Source organism: Hahella sp. HNIBRBA332, from assembly GCF_030719035.1.
Lineage (GTDB): Bacteria > Pseudomonadota > Gammaproteobacteria > Pseudomonadales > Oleiphilaceae > Hahella.
On record NZ_CP132203.1, the window covers coordinates 5,246,171 to 5,262,641 of the forward strand.

Sequence of the window (16,471 nt, forward strand, 5' to 3'; positions counted from 1 at the left end):
TGAGCCTGAGTATTAACATGCCAATATCATTGCCATGTTAATATTCAGCGCCTTGAGTCAGATGCTGATGGTAGTTTTTGCGCTTCAGCTTTTTCTCAGCCTGGCGCTTCTTGATGGCCTTGGCCGCCTCAGAGCCGATATGCTCTTCGCCACGGGATTTAGCCAGTTCAATCTGCTGTTCACGCGCTGCGAAACGGCGAAGCTGGTCTTCAGAGACCTTGTCGTGACAATGAGGGCAGCTCACGCCTTTCTTGTAATGCTCGCTCTGCATATCTTCCGCGCTGATCGGCATACGACAGGCATGGCATTGGTCATAACTGCCTTTGTTGAGGCTGTGATCCACCGCCACCCGGTTATCGAAGACGAAGCACTCGCCTTCCCAGGTTGACTCTTCCTGCGGCACTTCCTCCAGGTACTTCAGAATACCGCCTTCCAGATGATACACATCCTCAAAGCCCAGCTCTTTCAAATAAGCGGTGGACTTCTCACAGCGGATGCCGCCGGTGCAATACATCGCCACTTTCTTGTGTTTGGCCGGATCAAGATTGCTTTTGACGTAATCCGGGAACTCGCGGAAAGTTTCCGTATTCGGGTTGATCGCATTCTTAAATTTACCGATTTGCACCTCGTAATCGTTACGAGTATCAATCAGCAACACCTCGGGATCGGTAATCAGCGCATTCCAATCCTGCGGTTTGACATAGGTGCCCACCACACGTTTCGGGTCAATGCCCTCCACGCCCATGGTGACGATCTCTTTCTTCAGTTTGACTTTGGTGCGATAGAACGGAATGTTCTCATCGTAGGATTCTTTGTAGCTCAAGTCCGCCAGGCGAGGATCAGACTTCAGCCAGGCCAGTAGCGCATCCATCCCCTCGCGGGCGCCGGAGACCGTGCCGTTTACGCCTTCGCGGGCCAGCAACAGAGTGCCTTTGATTTCATTTTTCTCCATGACTTCAAGCAATGGAGCGCGCAGCGCCTCAAAGTCGTCGAGGGCGACAAACTTGTACAGCGCACAGATAACATACTGTGACATTCAATTTTCCTATATTGCGTACTGGAACGTAAAACCAGAGCAAAAAATTTGCGGGCGACATTATACTCAAATTTTAACCAATCGCACGTCGGAAAACCGTAACCGATAAAAAGTCCTACATTAAGATACGCCATCTTTCTCATAGCCGGTTAGAATGGGAAGCCCGGCGCCAGGATCAGTCGGCGCCGTCTGGTTAGCTTGTATTTACCGGCCATGGCCGGCCTTAAGACCGCAAATAACCGACTCTGATCATCGCTGGAGGCGATACTATGTCCATATCCATGTACCAGACTTCTGTCCCTGTCTTCATTCGCATGCTCGGCAACCTTAATCAGATCCTGGAAAAAGCCGCCGCTCACGCGGAGAAAAAAGGCTTCAACTCACAAAATCTGGTTAATTACCGCCTGTATCCGGATATGCTGCCGCTTTCTTCTCAAATCCAAATCGCCACCGATACGGTGAAAGGCTGCGTCGCCCGCCTATCCGGCCAGCAGCCGCCAGTCTACGAAGACAACGAAGCAACGTTGGCGGAGTTATCCGCCCGAGTCACCAAGACCATTGATTACGTGAAGACATTCACGTCGGAGCATATTGACGGAACGGAAGAAAAGACTATCCAACTGAAGTTGGGCTCTTACACGCCGACCTTCACCGGTCAGCGATATCTATTGCACTTCGTGCTTCCCAATCTGTATTTCCACATCACCACCGCCTACGCCATCCTGCGCCATAACGGGGTGGAAATTGGCAAAGCCGATTATTTGGGCGCTGAATAATCCTCGCCTGAGTCTTCCTTCTCCGGCCTGACGGCCGGAGTTTCCGCATCCTCGCGTTGTTGAATGCGCCAAAGGTTGGCGTAAACGCCGTTGCGCGCCAGCAGTTCAGAGTGAGTCCCCTGCTCAGCGACTTTTCCTTCCTGCAGCACCACGATCAGGTCAGCGTCGACAATCGTAGACAACCGATGTGCAATCACCAGGCTGGTCTGCCCCCGGGAGACTTCCCTGATCGCCTGCAACACGCTTTGCTCAGACTTGCTGTCCAGCGAAGACGTCGCTTCGTCGAACACCAGAATAGGCGGGTTCTTCAGAATTGCGCGGGCAATGGCGACTCGTTGTTTTTCGCCGCCGCTCAGTTTCAATCCGCGCTCTCCCACCAACGTATTCGCGCCGTCCGGCAGGCGCTGGATAAAGGCGTCCAGATGCGCCATACGGATTGCGCGCCACACCTCTTCCTCCGTTGCCTCTATACGACCATAACGGATGTTTTCGTATATGGTGTCGTTAAACAGCACCGTATCCTGAGGCACAATGGCAATCGCGGAGCGCAGCGACTTCAACGTTACCTCCCGAATGTCCTGCCCATCCACCTTTATAGCGCCGCCATTGACGTCATAGAAACGGAACAGAAGTTTAACCAGCGTCGACTTTCCTGCGCCGCTGCCTCCCACCACCGCCACTTTGCGCTGCGGCTCAATGCGGAAGCTAACGCCTTGCAATATAGGGCGTTGCGTCGAGTAGCCGAAATGGACGTCAGAAAACTCAAGCATCCCCTGTTCAACCCGCAACTCCGGCGCGTCCACCTTGTCAGGCACTTGCGAGGTCCTGCGCAGCAGCACGAACAATTGCTCAATGTTGGCGAGTGAGCCTTTCATCTCGCGGTAGATAAAACCCAGGAAATTCAGCGGCATGAATAGCTGCATCATAAAAGCGTTGATGAGGGCGAAGTCGCCCAAGGTCATCTCTCCCGCCACGACATTTTGCGCAGCCAGAATCATCATCGACGTCATGGCCAGCGCCACAATAAGCGCTTGCCCGCCGTTCAATACGAATAACGACAGGCGGTTCTTGCGCCGCGCCTGCTCCCAGCGCGCCAAATCGGCGTCATAGCGCTGCGCCTCGTATTCTTCGTTGGTGAAATATTTCACTGTCTCGTAGTTGAGCAGACTGTCCACCACCCGGGTATTACTCTCAGAGTCGGCGCGATTGGCTTCCCGCACGTGCTCCGTACGCCAATCCGTGGCCACCACGGAATAAGCCACATACAACACCACGGCGACGAAGGTGATCACTGCGAACCACAGAGAGTAGTTCATCAACAGCAGGCCTATCACCATGAGAATTTCCAACAGCGTAGGCGCGATATTGAACACCATAAATCGCATCAGAAAGCTAATGCCGGACAGCCCCCGCTCGATATCCCGAGACAGGCCGCCGGTATTGCGGTTTAAATGGAAATCCAGATCCAAAGAGTGCAGGTGTTGAAAAGCCTGCAAGCCAATACGCCGCATGGCGCGCTCCGTCACTCTCCCAAACAACGCGTCACGCACCTCGCCGAACAGCACATTGCCAAGTCTTGCTGCGCCATAGGCCAACAACAAGGCTAACGGCAATCCCACCACAATGTTGGCGCGCCCCGAATCGAGGCCATCGATAATGTATTTAAGAATGAACGGCAGGCCGACACTGGCTCCCTTCGCCCCCATCAGACATAACAAAGCCAATAAAACCCGGCGTTTATGCTCAAGCAGATAAGGCCACAAAGAACGGAGAGTTTTGATCCCCGCTTCGTTGTCCGGCGCATCGGTGGCGGAACTGGAACGTCGCATAATGATATATATCAGTCGTCATCAGGGTCAGTGTTGGCATAGCGCTGGCGTGCGAAAGGCGCTGCGGATGTAGCCGCAGACAAGCGCTTCCCATGCTAGTGGTCAGAATCGGGAACCCACCACTATAACAAGTACTTATAGTTCATTCTCCACCAATTCTCTTATTGCGATTCAAGATCGCGACGATTGAAAGAGTTTATGAAGAGCGTCGAAGGAATCGGCAAAGCGACCCTTAGCTCAAACGCCACTGCGACGCTCCCCGACCCGCCCTAAAAGTGAGAAACAAGAAACTCAGACATCAATTGCATGGCGCGCTCCGCCGCTTCAATCTGAGCAAATGCATTTGGAAAGACATGCGGCATCGCCTCCCAGACATGCGCAGTGACAGAAGCGCCTGCGGCCTGCGTCCGCCTCGCGTATTCCAGGGAGTCGCTCAGCAGTATCTCGGCCGTCCCCACATGAATCTGCAAAGGAGGCAAGCCAGAATGGTGACCATACAGAGGCGAGGCTTTGGGATCATAGGCATCATGGCCGGCAAGGTAATATTCGGCGAATGCCGCCACCGCGTCCTGCGTCAGATAGAACTCCTCTTCGGCGCGTTCTTCATGGCTCGCACCAGTCAGAGCCAGATCGGTCCATGGCGACATAGTTACACAGCAAACCGGCGCAGGCCCATAGGCGCCCTCTTTGTCAGCGCCGATCTGCTCAGCCAACGAGAGAGCGAGTCCACCTCCTGCGGAATCTCCTAGGATAGCAATCTGTTGGCGTCCCGCTGCAATCAGTCCGGCGTATACCGCCTTCGTCTGGTTCAACGCTGACGGAAACGGATGCTCTGGCGCCAGTCCGTAATCCGCGATAAACACATCAATACCCGTCCGGGCGGCGAACTGCCCTGCGAAATGCCGGTAGGCATGCGCTGAACCGACCACATAACCACCGCCGTGCAAGTAGAGAATGACGGCGTCAGAAAGAGCGTTCTTAGCCCGCACCCAGACTCCCGGCACACCGCCCACGGCATCGGAGTGATACTCCACACCATCGGCCGCAGGCGTTTCCTCTATCATCTGATTATAACTATCGCGCGCCTGCGGCCCGTTGAGCATGCCTTTGAAAGGAGCGGATTGCTGGCGTATGGCGCCAACAACGGCGAGGTCAGCCGGGCTGACGGGATGGTTGATGAAGAGTTCGTTTTGTTCTCTGGACATCTTTTTATACCTTTAATAACTCGGACAACTTACAGCTGGCGCGACACAAGAACCGCTACATGGCGGGATTTAAGAGTCGTCTGCTTGCGCCCAGCGGATGGAACTCAGGTAGAATAGGCCATCCCACAAATGACATTAAACACCCAGTATTCCGACGGAGCGTTCCATAAATGAAACAGGCTATCGTCCTGGACGCCCTGGCGCACTTTGACCTCGTCGCACGCCATGGCGGGTTCAGTCGCGCGGAACAGGCTTCCGGCAAGCCCAAAGCCACGCTTTCCCGACAGGTTCGGGGATTGGAGGATCAGCTGGGCATTCGTCTTATCAACCGCGACAGCCGGGCTTTCGCCTTGTCTGAAGAAGGACAATGGCTGCACGAGCGAACCCGTGACCTGCTGGCCGACTTAAACGAAGCGGTGACTGCGTTGACCCACGACCACGCTCCTGCGCGCGGTCGCCTGCGCGTCAGTTGCCCGATGATGTTTGGTCATATAGTGATGGGACGACGCGCCGCAGAGTTCGCGCGGGCCTATCCGGAGATCCAATTGGAAGTGACAGTGGAAGAACGCGAGGTAGACCTGATAGAAGAGGGTTATGACGTCGTCATTCGCGTCAATCCCCGCCCGGATAGCCAGCTTGTCGGCCGCTGCATACTGCGTAACGTTCAACATCTCGTAGCCCCGGCCGGGCTGTCGCAACCCAGTGATGAGACAGTTCCCATACCCGCGGTCACTCGCTCCAGCACGCCGGACGAACGCACGCTACGCGTACTGGATGGCCAAAACGAACGGGCCTACCTGCTTCGCAGCGCGCTACGCCTGCCCTCCCCGCTGATGCAACGCGACGCCGTGCTTACCGGCGGTTTGGTCGCCGTCTTACCCTACGCATTAATAGCTCAGGATCTGGCCAAAGGAACCCTGGTCGACTGGGGACGTCTGCCCACCCCGCCAGTTGAAGTTTGGGCGCTACACGCCAGCCGCCGCCTCGCCAGCGCTAGAATAAAGGCCTTTATAGATTTTCTAAGCGACCGGGCGACGCTGTGGCCGACCAGTTGAATATCACCGCCTCCAGAAACGTAACATTCTGTTTACAAAGAAAATTCATTTTAATAAAGTCGCGTACACCTACCTAACGAAAAAGCAAAGGAGAGCTACGCCACCAAAAATATAAATTCGGGTCAATTTCTGAGGCTCCGGGTTAGCCACAATACGAAAAATGATGTTAGAACCCGCGTCGTCTCATACAAGCTAACAACAAATAGTACAAAGCAGAGGGAGCATTACTGCGACATTTTTACAGGGAGAATGCTGTGATTCGTTCCAACCAAAATAATCTCTTACGTCGTTCTATCGCACTTACTATCTTAACCAGCGCGCACGCCTTAGCCGGGCCTTTACCAACGCCCGTTGTCGATTCGGATTACTACGATAATGGCGATCCGGCTCCGGCTAAATATGAGTTGGGGCGCATGCTCTTCTTCGACAAAATTATGAGCGGCAACCGCAATATATCCTGCGCCACTTGTCATAACCCGCTACTCGCCACAACGGACGGCCTGTCATTGGGCATTGGCGAAGGCGGGCGCTTTATCGGGCCTTATCGCACCACAGGTTCCGGCGACGACGCCGTACCCGGCCGTATCGGCCGTCATGCGCCACACCTTTATAACCTGGGCGCGCGGGAATTCATTCACCTCAACTGGCAGGGCATTATGGAAGGCAATGCGGACAAGCCCAGCGAAATCAGCATTCCAGCCGGCCCGGAAAAACCAGGCGGACTGGATAATGTTCTGGCCGGACAGGCATTGTTCCCTATCGCCAATATCAATGAAATGATCGGGCAACGGGGCGAAAATGAAATCGCCGATTCCGTCCGCCCAGGTAATGGCCGCTTTCGCCCCATTTGGGAAGGCTATCTGAAACGCATCCGCGCCATTCCCGAATATGTCGAGTTATTCCAGGCTGCCTATCCCAACATCAGCCTGCCTGAAGATATCAAGATTGCTCATTATGCAAACGCCATCGCCGCCTTTGAAACCAGCGCCTTTCGCGCCGACAACAGCCGTTTTGATCAGTATCTGCGAGGCGATGTCGACGCACTCAGCCCCAAGGAAGTGGAAGGTATGAATTTATTCTACGGCGCGGCGGGTTGCGACAGTTGTCATAGCGGTAAATTCCAGACTGACCACAGCTTCCATAACATCGCCATGCCGCAGATCGGTCCGGGTCCTGAAGCGCGCATGCCGTTGGAAGACCGTGGCCGCTCGGAAGCGACGCGTGAACAAGGAGACTTCGCCAAGTTCAAGACCCCCTCCCTGCGTAATGTCGCTCATACCGCCCCTTACGGGCATGACGGCGCTTACGCGACCCTGGAGGGTATTGTCCGGCATCATCTGAACGCGGAGGAATCCCTGGACGACTATGACACCACACAAGCGCTGATGCCTTCGCGCAGCGATCTGGACGAGATTGACTTTCAGGGGTACGAGGATGTTTCGTTACGGGACAAGATCGCTCAGAACAACGCGCTTCGCCCCAATCCGTTATCCGATGCGGAGGTCAATGCATTAATCGCTTTCCTGCATACCCTGACGGACACGGACAGCCTTAATCTCCATAAACTGATTCCTAGTCGAGTTCCAAGCGGCATTGCAGTCAGCGACTGATATTGGGTTGTTCTAGGTGAGGGTATCCGCGGTTTGCTCCGCGGATACCACGCGATTACGCCCCGCCCCCTTTGCCGCATACAACGCTCGATCCGCCCTGGCTATCAAGGCTTCCATCGCCTCACCCTCTTCCAGCTCCGCAGCGCCAAGAGAAATCGTCACACGAAACTCCGGCGCCACCTCAGGGAAAGGAATATCCATGACCGCACGCCGCAGTCGCTCGGCAGTAATGAAAGCGCCGTCGAGGGGCGTTTGCGGGAGAATCAGCAGAAACTCCTCACCTCCATAGCGTCCCAAACAATCGATGGAGCGCACCAGAGATTGCATGGTTTCCGCCACTTTCTTCAGCACGGCGTCCCCCGCCTGATGACCATAAGAATCGTTGATACGCTTGAAATGATCGATATCCAGCAAACAGAGCGACAAAGCCCCTGTACTACGCCGACAACGATTGATCTCATTGGATAGCTGCTTCATTAGTTCGCGTCGGGTGCAGAGCCCGGTCAATTCATCCGTGCTGGCCATCACGCTGATTTTTTCCAGCGCTTCATTCAGTTGATGATTCTTTATCCTCAGACTTGCGCGTAATTTACTGATGAAGCCGCCGATCAAAGCCATCTGCGCCATTACCATGAAAAGCGCGGTCAACAATACAAATTCCGAGCTTGGCGTCACCAGGCGCGGCTTCAGCCATAGCAGCAGACCAAGCAACCCCAGATACCCGCCGAAATAAGCTGCAGCGACGCGAATATAGCGTTTGGTGTCGATGCCGAGGATACCGTATAACAGAGGAATAATAGCCACCATCGCCACCGCGCTGCGGGCCTGATTGTCATCCATGAAATACATGATATATAGCGGAGGAAACAGCGAGATGAGCATCTGCTCTTCCGTGAGGTTGGGATCTTTTCGACTTAGATTCCAATTACTCAGAAAACACAGGTAAAAACCGCCGTTGATGGCGACGCTCATGATGAGAAAATGCACCGCATATTGGAGTTCAAGCAAGTCCGACGCCCACCCCGCCATGGCGACGGCTAAGGTAAGGAGATAAGACCCAAACGTCATCAGCGTGCGGCGCTTGCGGATGTACTGATGACTCTTTATGCGTTCGTCCAGGCTGCTACTCACTTTCCTTCGCGCTCCTTTCCTTTCGATTCATATCTACGCTCTGGAGCCGCTCTGATCTCCAGACGCAAAGGAACGGAACCGCTTAATCCGTTATGCGGCGAATGCTAACCCCGCCTCCTGCCCATTACGCCATTTCACTTCCGCAAAACGCTCACCCCATAAAGGATGTCGAACGGTGACCCGGTTGTGCTCGCTGATGGCGCCAATCGCCTCCAGACGGGCGCCTGCGCCGGAATAATCCAGCACCCGACAACGCTCGCCAGTTCCGGTGAGAGTAGCGCTTTCGGTCGCATCATCCACAAGAATACGCTCACATTTGCGGGGATAAAACAGCGGCACATGGTCATTGAAGGCGGCGTACAAATTGCCTTTATTGAGTCCAGATCCTTTATTGTCCGACCTGACTTTTGCGCAGTAATGAATTTTTTCATTCACACCCGGCTCAAAGCCAAACTCTTCCCGCTGCTGCGGTCCAATCGGGCGACAGAACTCCCCCATCGCGGAGTAAATGCCTTTGAACTCATCATGTAAGTAACCCATTTCACGATGTTCCTCGGCGGTGGACATCACCATGGACGGGTCGGTATAGAGGCCGTGTGTCCTGGCTTGTTCACTCATGAACGCCAGAGTCAAATCAGACAATTCCGCTTCGCTGTAACCGCCCCCCACATCGGAATGATTACCCGGCAACCAAACCTGCAATATGCGCTGGTTATCCCGGTCTCGACGCAGCTCGGAGGCATCCGGATGATGGGTCCACAGATCAGGGGAGAACGGCTTGCGTAACTCATCAATCGCCAGTGCCTGTACAGCGAACTTCACCGTATCGGACAACTGAGTGTCATGGAATCCCACCCAACGTCTGGATAGCGTGCGCAATCCGGCGATGGGCGCCCCCAACGCGCCAACCGTGTCCCATACTCCCATAAATTCTATTTCCACGCGCCGATGCTGACTTTCCACCAAATCAATCAAGCGGCGTGCGGTATAGGCCTGCGTTAATTGCTCACGCTCTTCTGGCCGGGTGCGATAATAACGGTAGGCTAAAGGGAAGTTCTTCATCTCATATTTCGGCAATAGCCCAAATAAATGAATGAAACCGGCTAGAGACCTGATGGTGTAGGCGCCGCGGCTGAAGCCAAACAAATAAATGCGATCCCCTTCCGCCCAGTTGTTAGCCAGGAAGCGGTAAGCGTCCATGATATTATCGGATAGCCCCACTCCCAAGGCGCCTCCCACTAAACGGTCCCACAGGCCGTTCACGCCGACGCCCATATCGTAGAACACTACTTGGTGTATCCCTTGGTGACAGGGCGTTATAGAGCGCACCAGCTTAAGCACATTAGTAGGATGACAATTCACATCCTGTTCGGATTCTGGTCTATTCCAGGTACCATCGCAGCAGACAACTATCGACTTACCCATACATCCCTCCCCCGTATTGCATTGCGGGCTGGTCTTCGATCCTTCTTGGCGTGGGCGAATGAGGCGTCAATCGCGCGTGCTCCTGACGAATCGAGAGACATCAGCGACCAGGGAAGTTTCACCCATTGTTTCCCTTTACACATGTTTAAAAAATAGTCTACCGCAATAAAAATGCAATCCGCCCTGAAGGCCTTGTGCGCCAAGGCCACGCACCATGAAAGTTACCACGCATCGACGCCATTGACTCAAACACAGTGTCATACTCTTTTACACTCAGCCAGCATCAACAGATCATAAGTCTTTGTTTTTAAATGCATGGCATGCGTATTGCTATAGAGAGTCGAAATTTCTCTACAACCTCAAAACGCTCACTAACGGAGTAACGACATGTTCAAATTTATCGCAAAAAGCGTATTGGTCTCCGGGCTGACGGTTTCATCAGCATTCGCAAGCACTATCTCCTGGGATCTGAATGATGGCGTTGCTTACGGTTCCTACAACAATTCAATTTCATACTCTAAAGACGGCCTGAACCTGACTGTCACCGCTTGGAGCGACACCAAAGGTTCCTCCGACAACAAAATCGAAGACGCGCGTCTGGGACGTTGGGACGGTCTGGGCGTTTGTAATGACGACGAATACCGAGCTGACCGCTGCGCCTCTCCCGAGCACTCCACTGACAACGACAGTGGCTACGGCGCAGACTATGACATGATCATGCTGTCCTTTTCTGAAGCCGTTAATCTGAGTTCTTTCAAAAACGGCTGGTATTACTCCGACTCTGACGTTTCCATTCTGGCCTACACTGGCGGCGCTTCCGCTTACGACCTGAATGACAAAGAGTGGAACAGCCTGCTGGGCGACGGCTGGAGCGTGGCGGGCAACTACGCTGACACCAAGAAAAACGAAACTGCGACAGGCACTGATATCGCGTCCAAATTCTGGTTGATTGGCGCCTACAATCCGGCATTCGGCGGAAGCTGGTCTTCCTACAATGACCACTTCAAACTGAGACATGTCACCATTGAGACTGTCGATGTTCCAGAACCTGCGACAGTAGCGCTGATTGGCTTGGGTCTGGCTGGTTTCGGCTTGTCCCGTCGTCGTAAAGCAGCATAATTCACGCTTAAATAAAAAGCCGGCGACGCCGGCTTTTTTTATCTTTTAACTTTTTTCTTTACGCATCACTCTAACTACTCACGCGCAGACAACGCCTGACGCAGTTCTTCCAGTTGCTTCCGCAATGCTTTCGCCTCTTCCATCCCTAAACCAGAAATGCAAAGCACTTGCTCTGGAATGCTTTCTGCAGAGTCTCTTAATTTTTTCCCCGCTTCCGTTAAAAAGAGACGCACGACTCTCTCGTCTTCCCTTGAGCGTTTGCGTTGCAGCAGCCCCTCTTTTTCCAGACGCTTAACCACAGGACTCAGCGCACCAAGATCCTGGGTCAATTGCTTCGCCAACTCCGAAGAGGTCAACCCTTCCCGTTCCCAAAGCACCAGCATGATCAGATACTGTGGGTAGGTCAGCCCCAATTCACCCAATAACGGTTTATAGAGTTTGCTCATCGCCAATGAAGTGGAGTAAAGAGCGAAACAAAGCTGTTCGCCAAGTTTTGGGGCTTTTCCGGGAGTGGTCGTCATAGTCGTCATTCTCTTTTCTAGTCTCGCAGCACACTCAATGCGGGGAATACGGCTAAAATTTAAATTATCCGCAGCTGCCCGGAGCATTGTACGCCATCCATCCGTCGGGTCGAGACGGAGGAGCAGGCATGCGCGCTTCAAGGCGTGAAAAAATAGCAGTATGCGCTTATAGTCAAAATTTTAATCCTATTGGGAATATCCCATGCGAGGATTCGCCTTCCATCGTAATTCGCCAAATAATCGGGACCTCCCACCAGAGTTGCGAGACGAACTGGAACAACAGCGCAAACGGGACTTGGCCAACCGCCAGCGTCCCGGAATCCTGTTCTACCCCGCAACCTGGGTGTTCATCTCGGCGGCGATCATGTTCAGCTCTCCCACACCAGAGAAATCTCTTTGGCTGGCTTATGTCGCACTGCTGATCGTTGCCGTATCCAGCTACCGTTATTACGCGATGCACCAATTCATGCGTAAGCTTGAGATAGGGCGCGAGGCTTCTTATACGCCTCTATTATTTGGCGCCAGCTTCAGCGCAGGTTTATGGGGCGGCATCGCCGCGTTATCCGTGCTTCCTACGCCCTTTTCCCCGCACTTCCCTTTGTTTCTCACATGCACTCTCGGCTTGTGCGCCGGCGGAGCCGCATCCCTGGCGATTCTGGGACGCATGGTGAACCTGTTCATCATTTGCCTGCTAGCCCCGATGACACTGGCGCTATTTTCCCCTTACGCCACCCAACCCGGCGCCGTCGGCTTTCTACTGATGACATTCGGCCTGGGCATGAGCTGGATATCCACCCTGCCTCGCCACGAATACGAAGTCGCAGTGTTAAGTATCATAAAGCTGTCCCAACAGGCCAAATACCTGACAGAACTAACCATTCAAGATGGTCTGACCGGCGTCAAGAACCGCCGCTACTTCGACCAGATTTTGAATGCCGACTTGCGACGAGCCTCCCGGTTGAACTACCCCATATCACTCCTGCTTATCGACATCGATCACTTCAAGCGGGTCAATGATCGCTACGGCCACTTGGTCGGAGACGAATGTCTGGTGCAGACCGCACAAACCCTGATGCGACAATTACAACGCAATAGCGATGTTCTGGCGCGCTATGGCGGCGAGGAATTCGGCATCATTTTGCCAGGCGTCGATGCGGAAGAGGCCGCCGCGCTGGCGGAGAAATTACGCAGAGCGGTGGCGGCGTGCGCCGTGTGGAACCTATCGGATCCCGTATCCGTCACGATCAGCATTGGCGGGGTCAGCGGCGTTCCCAGAGAGACCATGACGCCCAAGCAACTCCTGGAGCTTGCGGACAAAGCGCTCTACCAAGCCAAGTCTTATGGTCGCAATTGCGTATTCTGGTCATCGCTGGATGGCGTTCTGACGCCCATAGATTCAGAGAAAGGAGCGCAATACTGACCCCTCATCTTTATGAATTTTAAATAGATTTGCGCAGGCGAAATTTACTGCCTGCGTCTACACTCAAGAATACTCCTTGACGCCATCCACTGGCGCAGGCCCGCGTCAATCGGGCGATGACAAAAATATGACCACAGGCGGATAAGAATATGTTCGGATTCGGCAAACCACGCGCAAATGACGACCAAACCATCATCGACAACTCGCGTTTGCGGGAGTTGGAGCGCAAAGCGGAATTGCTAGACAGGCTTATGGAGAAGAACCCTGCGGGCATGGCGAAATCCATCCAGGACAACGCCGTCAAGGTAAAAAAATCCACTGAAAAGCGCCTGTCTGAGATTCAGGACAGTTGTCATCAGTTAGAAGCCTTTATGGATCACTCTGCACAAATCAAAGGGGTGACGGAACAATCCGTGGAAGTAGCGGTGGGCACTGTCGACACGACTCAGCAAAGCGTGGCCGACATCAAGCAACTGTCCTCAAACATTGAGGCCTCATCGCGCTACATCAACGAATTTACCGATCTGCTGTCCTCTCTGGAAGAAAGCAACAAGACGATCAACCAGCTAGTCGAATCCATCAAGGCCATCGCAGACCAAACCAACCTGCTCGCCCTTAACGCCGCCATCGAGGCCGCCCGGGCGGGTGAGCACGGCAGAGGGTTCGCCGTTGTCGCGGACGAAGTGCGTCAATTAGCGACCACCGCCAACGAGTCGGCGGAAGAAATACAAAGTGAAATCAAGAAAATCACCGACATTTCAGGACGCGTCATCCAGAAGCAGCAGGAGGTGTCCGAAGTCATAGGCAGCAGCGTCACTATCGCCAGCGAAACCGTTCGCAACCTCAATCAATTAATGAGTTCCGCCACGGAAAGCGCGGAGGCCGCAAAAGGCGTCGCCCGGGATTTCGATCACCTTGCGCAAGAGCTCGATTCACTCAATCGTCGCACTCAGAATCTATTGGAAGACACTCATAAGTCGGTTGAAGGCGCTGATGAAAATATTCATCTCAGTGAAGAACTCCGTCAACATCTCAGCGTCAAGTAAGCCCTTCTTAATTACGGAAGTGCGATCAACCCATTGATTTATTAGCACTTCCGTACCACTTCATTTCCGCTTATATGTGCGTATAAACACATAGTCTTCATATTCATTTTCTATCGAAAACAATTTTTAACTTAAGTAATTTCCGAAATTTTTAAATTATTGTGCATTTTTTAACTGACTTATTAAAAACTTTGTCTAAACTACTAAATAAATAAGATTTTGCTCATTCCTCCCTTGGTTGAGCACAGTAAAAAATTATGTCGTAAGGTTGCAAATTCTTTTCTTATGGCAATAATTCACAACAATTTTCAATCAAGGGAATTATCTAGGTTCAGCGCTTTCTAAAGTATGAGAGCCTTTTAAAGTGAGACAGAGAAGTTAAAGTCCAAAGGCTGTAGTAAAGGGAGATAGGCAAGCATTTTGCTTATCTATAGATGAGAGTAAAACTGCCGATATAGTGAGCAAGGATCATGGCAAAAGTATTACAGACAGAAATTTTGGAGGTAACAGCAATGACCAGCCAAATTTCACACTATAACAAACGCTTAGAACGTTTATATAGTAGCAAGATGGAACAACTTAACCGTGCGATGACCGCAGGCAACAAATTTCGTTGTCTGGTATTGCAGGCGGAAGCTGACGCGATTTGTCAGGAACTTAAACAATTTGTCGGCGCTAAATAGTCTTCTATTTATCGCCGACGCCCCTCTCCTCCAGGGAGAGCTGTAGTCAGCGACATCGATAAAGCCTCTTATCCATTGAAATTATTAGCTTTTATTCTGTTTCTCTTACAGAGTCCCCTCCGTCGCCCCCTTCTGACGATCTTTATAATAATTTAGATCATATATATCTATTTTTATATTCATTTATGACTCAATAAACTTTACATGGGTTTTGTAAAGTATTTAACAAAAGTGGAAATATACGTCTGAAAATTTTACACCTTCATTTGTTGTAGCTTTTTCGTCTCCTGACGACTCAGATGATATTACACATATATTTTGTAACCCGTTGAATTTGTTCCCTGTATGAGCCTCCCATTCATTTTATTATCCTGTTTTTGATGCTACATTCATTGAGGGTATGGGCTCTAATGCTCTCCCCCTTGGGCATGGCGGCAATTAAAAGAAGATAGAACTCGCCGTCAAAAAGTGTCTGCCTGCGTCTGGATATCCGGACAGAATCTGCCGCCCAGCATGCTGAAAAACAACAAAAGGAGTGGAAAAATGAGGTACGCCGTCCTCGGCGCAGGAACTATAGGCTGTTTTTTGGGAGGAATGCTGCAGGCAGGCGGCAATCCCGTCTGGTTTGTAGGCCGCTCCGCACAAGCGCAACTCATTGCTCAGGAAGGCCTGCATCTACGCGTCCTTAAAGGCGGACGACGTTACTTCGACGGCGCACAGCTTCATTTCGGCGATGATCCCGCCGTTCTGGCCAACGCCGACTGCATATTAGTGACAGTCAAAAGCCAGGATACGGCCAGCGCAGCGGAGATTCTGCGTCGCCACGCCCCAGAATCCGCCATTATCGTGAGCTTCCAGAACGGAGTCCGCAATGCTGGACAGCTAAAAGCTCGCTTACCCCATAAGATTATCCCCGGAATGGTTCCATTCAACGTCATTCAGCCCCATCCAGGCGATCTGCGGCAAGTCTCCTCCGGTCACCTGGCTATACAGGCCTCTCCCTTTTCAGAGCAGATTCAGAAAGATTTCAAGGCGGGCGGATTGCCAGTGGATATTCACGAGCGGATGGAGCCGGTGCAGTGGAGCAAGTTGTTGCTCAACCTCAACAACGCCATTAATGCTTTATCGGGACTGCCTTTGCGCACCATGTTGCTCAACCCCGGTTATCGGAAAGCACTGGCGGCGGCGCAACGGGAAGCGTTGAGGGTGATTGAGCAGGCGGGCTTCCAAACCGTTCGGTTGGGCGCGATTGTGCCTGAATGGTCCCCTTATCTTCTGCATCTTCCGACGCCTCTGTTCCGCCTTATCGCCAATGCCGCGCTGGCCATTGATCCCGAGGCCGGCTCATCCATGCAGGATGACCTTCGCCTGGGTAAAAAAACGGAAGTGGAATATATCAATGGCGAAGTAACGCACTTGGCCGACAAGTTAGGCGCGCCCTGTCCAGTTAATCGGACACTGATGAACCTTATTAAACAAGCAGAAGCCGAAGGCAGGGACTACCGTAAGCTCAGTGCGGAAGACATCCTCAACGCCATTGCGACGGCTTGCGCAGCGGAAGAATAAAGCCCACTGCAATCACCTGAAGATCCAATGTTTCCCGTTAGCCGGCGCC

At 52.7% G+C, this 16,471-nt stretch carries 14 protein-coding genes; 8 read left to right on the plus strand and 6 right to left on the minus strand.

What is annotated here, in order from left to right:
* Positions 1 to 37 precede the first annotated feature (37 nt).
* A complete protein-coding gene (trhO, locus tag O5O45_RS23200; RefSeq protein ID WP_305901698.1) occupies positions 38 to 1,036 on the minus strand; it encodes an oxygen-dependent tRNA uridine(34) hydroxylase TrhO in 999 nt (332 codons plus the stop codon).
* Positions 1,037 to 1,305: 269 nt separating this feature from the next.
* Between trhO and O5O45_RS23205 the strand changes: the two genes are divergently transcribed.
* Entirely contained in the window at positions 1,306 to 1,812 is a 507-nt protein-coding gene (locus tag O5O45_RS23205; RefSeq protein WP_305901699.1) for a DUF1993 domain-containing protein, read from the plus strand.
* On the opposite strand, the gene O5O45_RS23210 is transcribed toward O5O45_RS23205, so the two are convergent.
* Positions 1,794 to 3,641 carry an ABCB family ABC transporter ATP-binding protein/permease gene (locus tag O5O45_RS23210; protein WP_305901700.1) on the minus strand — a complete coding sequence of 616 codons (1,848 nt, stop codon included), beginning with the start codon at positions 3,639 to 3,641 and terminating at the stop codon, positions 1,794 to 1,796. The two genes, O5O45_RS23205 and O5O45_RS23210, sit on opposite strands and share 19 nt — an antisense overlap.
* 269 nt (positions 3,642 to 3,910) lie before the next feature.
* On the minus strand, positions 3,911 to 4,846 hold the full coding sequence (locus O5O45_RS23215; protein WP_305901701.1) for an alpha/beta hydrolase: 936 nt from the start codon (positions 4,844 to 4,846) through the stop codon (positions 3,911 to 3,913).
* 170 nt (positions 4,847 to 5,016) lie between these two features.
* Between O5O45_RS23215 and O5O45_RS23220 the strand changes: the two genes are divergently transcribed.
* Together O5O45_RS23220 and O5O45_RS23225 are read left to right on the plus strand one after the other, a co-directional pair.
* Positions 5,017 to 5,901 carry a LysR family transcriptional regulator gene (locus tag O5O45_RS23220; protein WP_305901702.1) on the plus strand — a complete coding sequence of 295 codons (885 nt, stop codon included), beginning with the start codon at positions 5,017 to 5,019 and terminating at the stop codon, positions 5,899 to 5,901.
* A 254-nt stretch (positions 5,902 to 6,155) separates the two neighbouring features.
* Entirely contained in the window at positions 6,156 to 7,511 is a 1,356-nt protein-coding gene (locus tag O5O45_RS23225) for a cytochrome-c peroxidase (RefSeq protein WP_305901703.1), read from the plus strand.
* Between the two features lie 12 nt (positions 7,512 to 7,523).
* Here O5O45_RS23225 and O5O45_RS23230 read toward each other — a convergent pair whose 3' ends face one another.
* Together O5O45_RS23230 and O5O45_RS23235 are read right to left on the minus strand one after the other, a co-directional pair.
* Positions 7,524 to 8,642: a GGDEF domain-containing protein gene (locus O5O45_RS23230; RefSeq protein ID WP_305901704.1), complete on the minus strand. Its 1,119-nt coding sequence runs from the start codon at positions 8,640 to 8,642 to the stop codon at positions 7,524 to 7,526.
* A gap of 90 nt (positions 8,643 to 8,732) precedes the next feature.
* Positions 8,733 to 10,067, minus strand: coding sequence for a DUF2235 domain-containing protein (locus tag O5O45_RS23235; RefSeq protein ID WP_305901705.1), 1,335 nt, complete (start codon positions 10,065 to 10,067; stop codon positions 8,733 to 8,735).
* 387 nt (positions 10,068 to 10,454) lie between these two features.
* On the opposite strand from O5O45_RS23235, the gene xdp1 reads away from it, so the two are divergent.
* A complete protein-coding gene (gene xdp1, locus O5O45_RS23240; protein WP_305901706.1) occupies positions 10,455 to 11,186 on the plus strand; it encodes an exosortase-dependent surface protein XDP1 in 732 nt (243 codons plus the stop codon).
* A gap of 74 nt (positions 11,187 to 11,260) precedes the next feature.
* Here the strand turns inward: xdp1 and O5O45_RS23245 are convergent, their stop codons facing one another.
* On the minus strand, positions 11,261 to 11,716 hold the full coding sequence (locus tag O5O45_RS23245) for a MarR family winged helix-turn-helix transcriptional regulator (protein ID WP_305901707.1): 456 nt from the start codon (positions 11,714 to 11,716) through the stop codon (positions 11,261 to 11,263).
* A gap of 193 nt (positions 11,717 to 11,909) precedes the next feature.
* On the opposite strand from O5O45_RS23245, the gene O5O45_RS23250 reads away from it, so the two are divergent.
* The 4 genes from O5O45_RS23250 to O5O45_RS23265 all read left to right on the plus strand — a co-directional run bounded on the left by O5O45_RS23250 (position 11,910) and on the right by O5O45_RS23265 (position 16,422).
* Positions 11,910 to 13,127, plus strand: coding sequence for a GGDEF domain-containing protein (locus tag O5O45_RS23250; protein ID WP_305901708.1), 1,218 nt, complete (start codon positions 11,910 to 11,912; stop codon positions 13,125 to 13,127).
* 371 nt (positions 13,128 to 13,498) lie between these two features.
* A complete protein-coding gene (locus O5O45_RS23255; protein WP_371748014.1) occupies positions 13,499 to 14,173 on the plus strand; it encodes a methyl-accepting chemotaxis protein in 675 nt (224 codons plus the stop codon).
* A gap of 470 nt (positions 14,174 to 14,643) precedes the next feature.
* On the plus strand, positions 14,644 to 14,856 hold the full coding sequence (locus tag O5O45_RS23260) for a hypothetical protein (protein WP_127968149.1): 213 nt from the start codon (positions 14,644 to 14,646) through the stop codon (positions 14,854 to 14,856).
* 543 nt (positions 14,857 to 15,399) lie between these two features.
* On the plus strand, positions 15,400 to 16,422 hold the full coding sequence (locus O5O45_RS23265; RefSeq protein WP_305901710.1) for a 2-dehydropantoate 2-reductase: 1,023 nt from the start codon (positions 15,400 to 15,402) through the stop codon (positions 16,420 to 16,422).
* The last annotated feature ends 49 nt before the right edge of the window (positions 16,423 to 16,471 follow it).

Coding starts and splice junctions, on each gene's coding strand:
- trhO (WP_305901698.1), bottom strand. CDS start 1,036: ATGTCACAGTATGTTATCTGTGCGCTGTACAAGTTTGTCGCCCTCGAC.
- O5O45_RS23205 (WP_305901699.1), top strand. CDS start 1,306: ATGTCCATATCCATGTACCAGACTTCTGTCCCTGTCTTCATTCGCATG.
- O5O45_RS23210 (WP_305901700.1), bottom strand. CDS start 3,641: ATGCGACGTTCCAGTTCCGCCACCGATGCGCCGGACAACGAAGCGGGG.
- O5O45_RS23215 (WP_305901701.1), bottom strand. CDS start 4,846: ATGTCCAGAGAACAAAACGAACTCTTCATCAACCATCCCGTCAGCCCG.
- O5O45_RS23220 (WP_305901702.1), top strand. CDS start 5,017: ATGAAACAGGCTATCGTCCTGGACGCCCTGGCGCACTTTGACCTCGTC.
- O5O45_RS23235 (WP_305901705.1), bottom strand. CDS start 10,067: ATGGGTAAGTCGATAGTTGTCTGCTGCGATGGTACCTGGAATAGACCA.
- xdp1 (WP_305901706.1), top strand. CDS start 10,455: ATGTTCAAATTTATCGCAAAAAGCGTATTGGTCTCCGGGCTGACGGTT.
- O5O45_RS23245 (WP_305901707.1), bottom strand. CDS start 11,716: ATGACGACTATGACGACCACTCCCGGAAAAGCCCCAAAACTTGGCGAA.
- O5O45_RS23250 (WP_305901708.1), top strand. CDS start 11,910: ATGCGAGGATTCGCCTTCCATCGTAATTCGCCAAATAATCGGGACCTC.
- O5O45_RS23255 (WP_371748014.1), top strand. CDS start 13,499: ATGGATCACTCTGCACAAATCAAAGGGGTGACGGAACAATCCGTGGAA.
- O5O45_RS23260 (WP_127968149.1), top strand. CDS start 14,644: ATGGCAAAAGTATTACAGACAGAAATTTTGGAGGTAACAGCAATGACC.
- O5O45_RS23265 (WP_305901710.1), top strand. CDS start 15,400: ATGAGGTACGCCGTCCTCGGCGCAGGAACTATAGGCTGTTTTTTGGGA.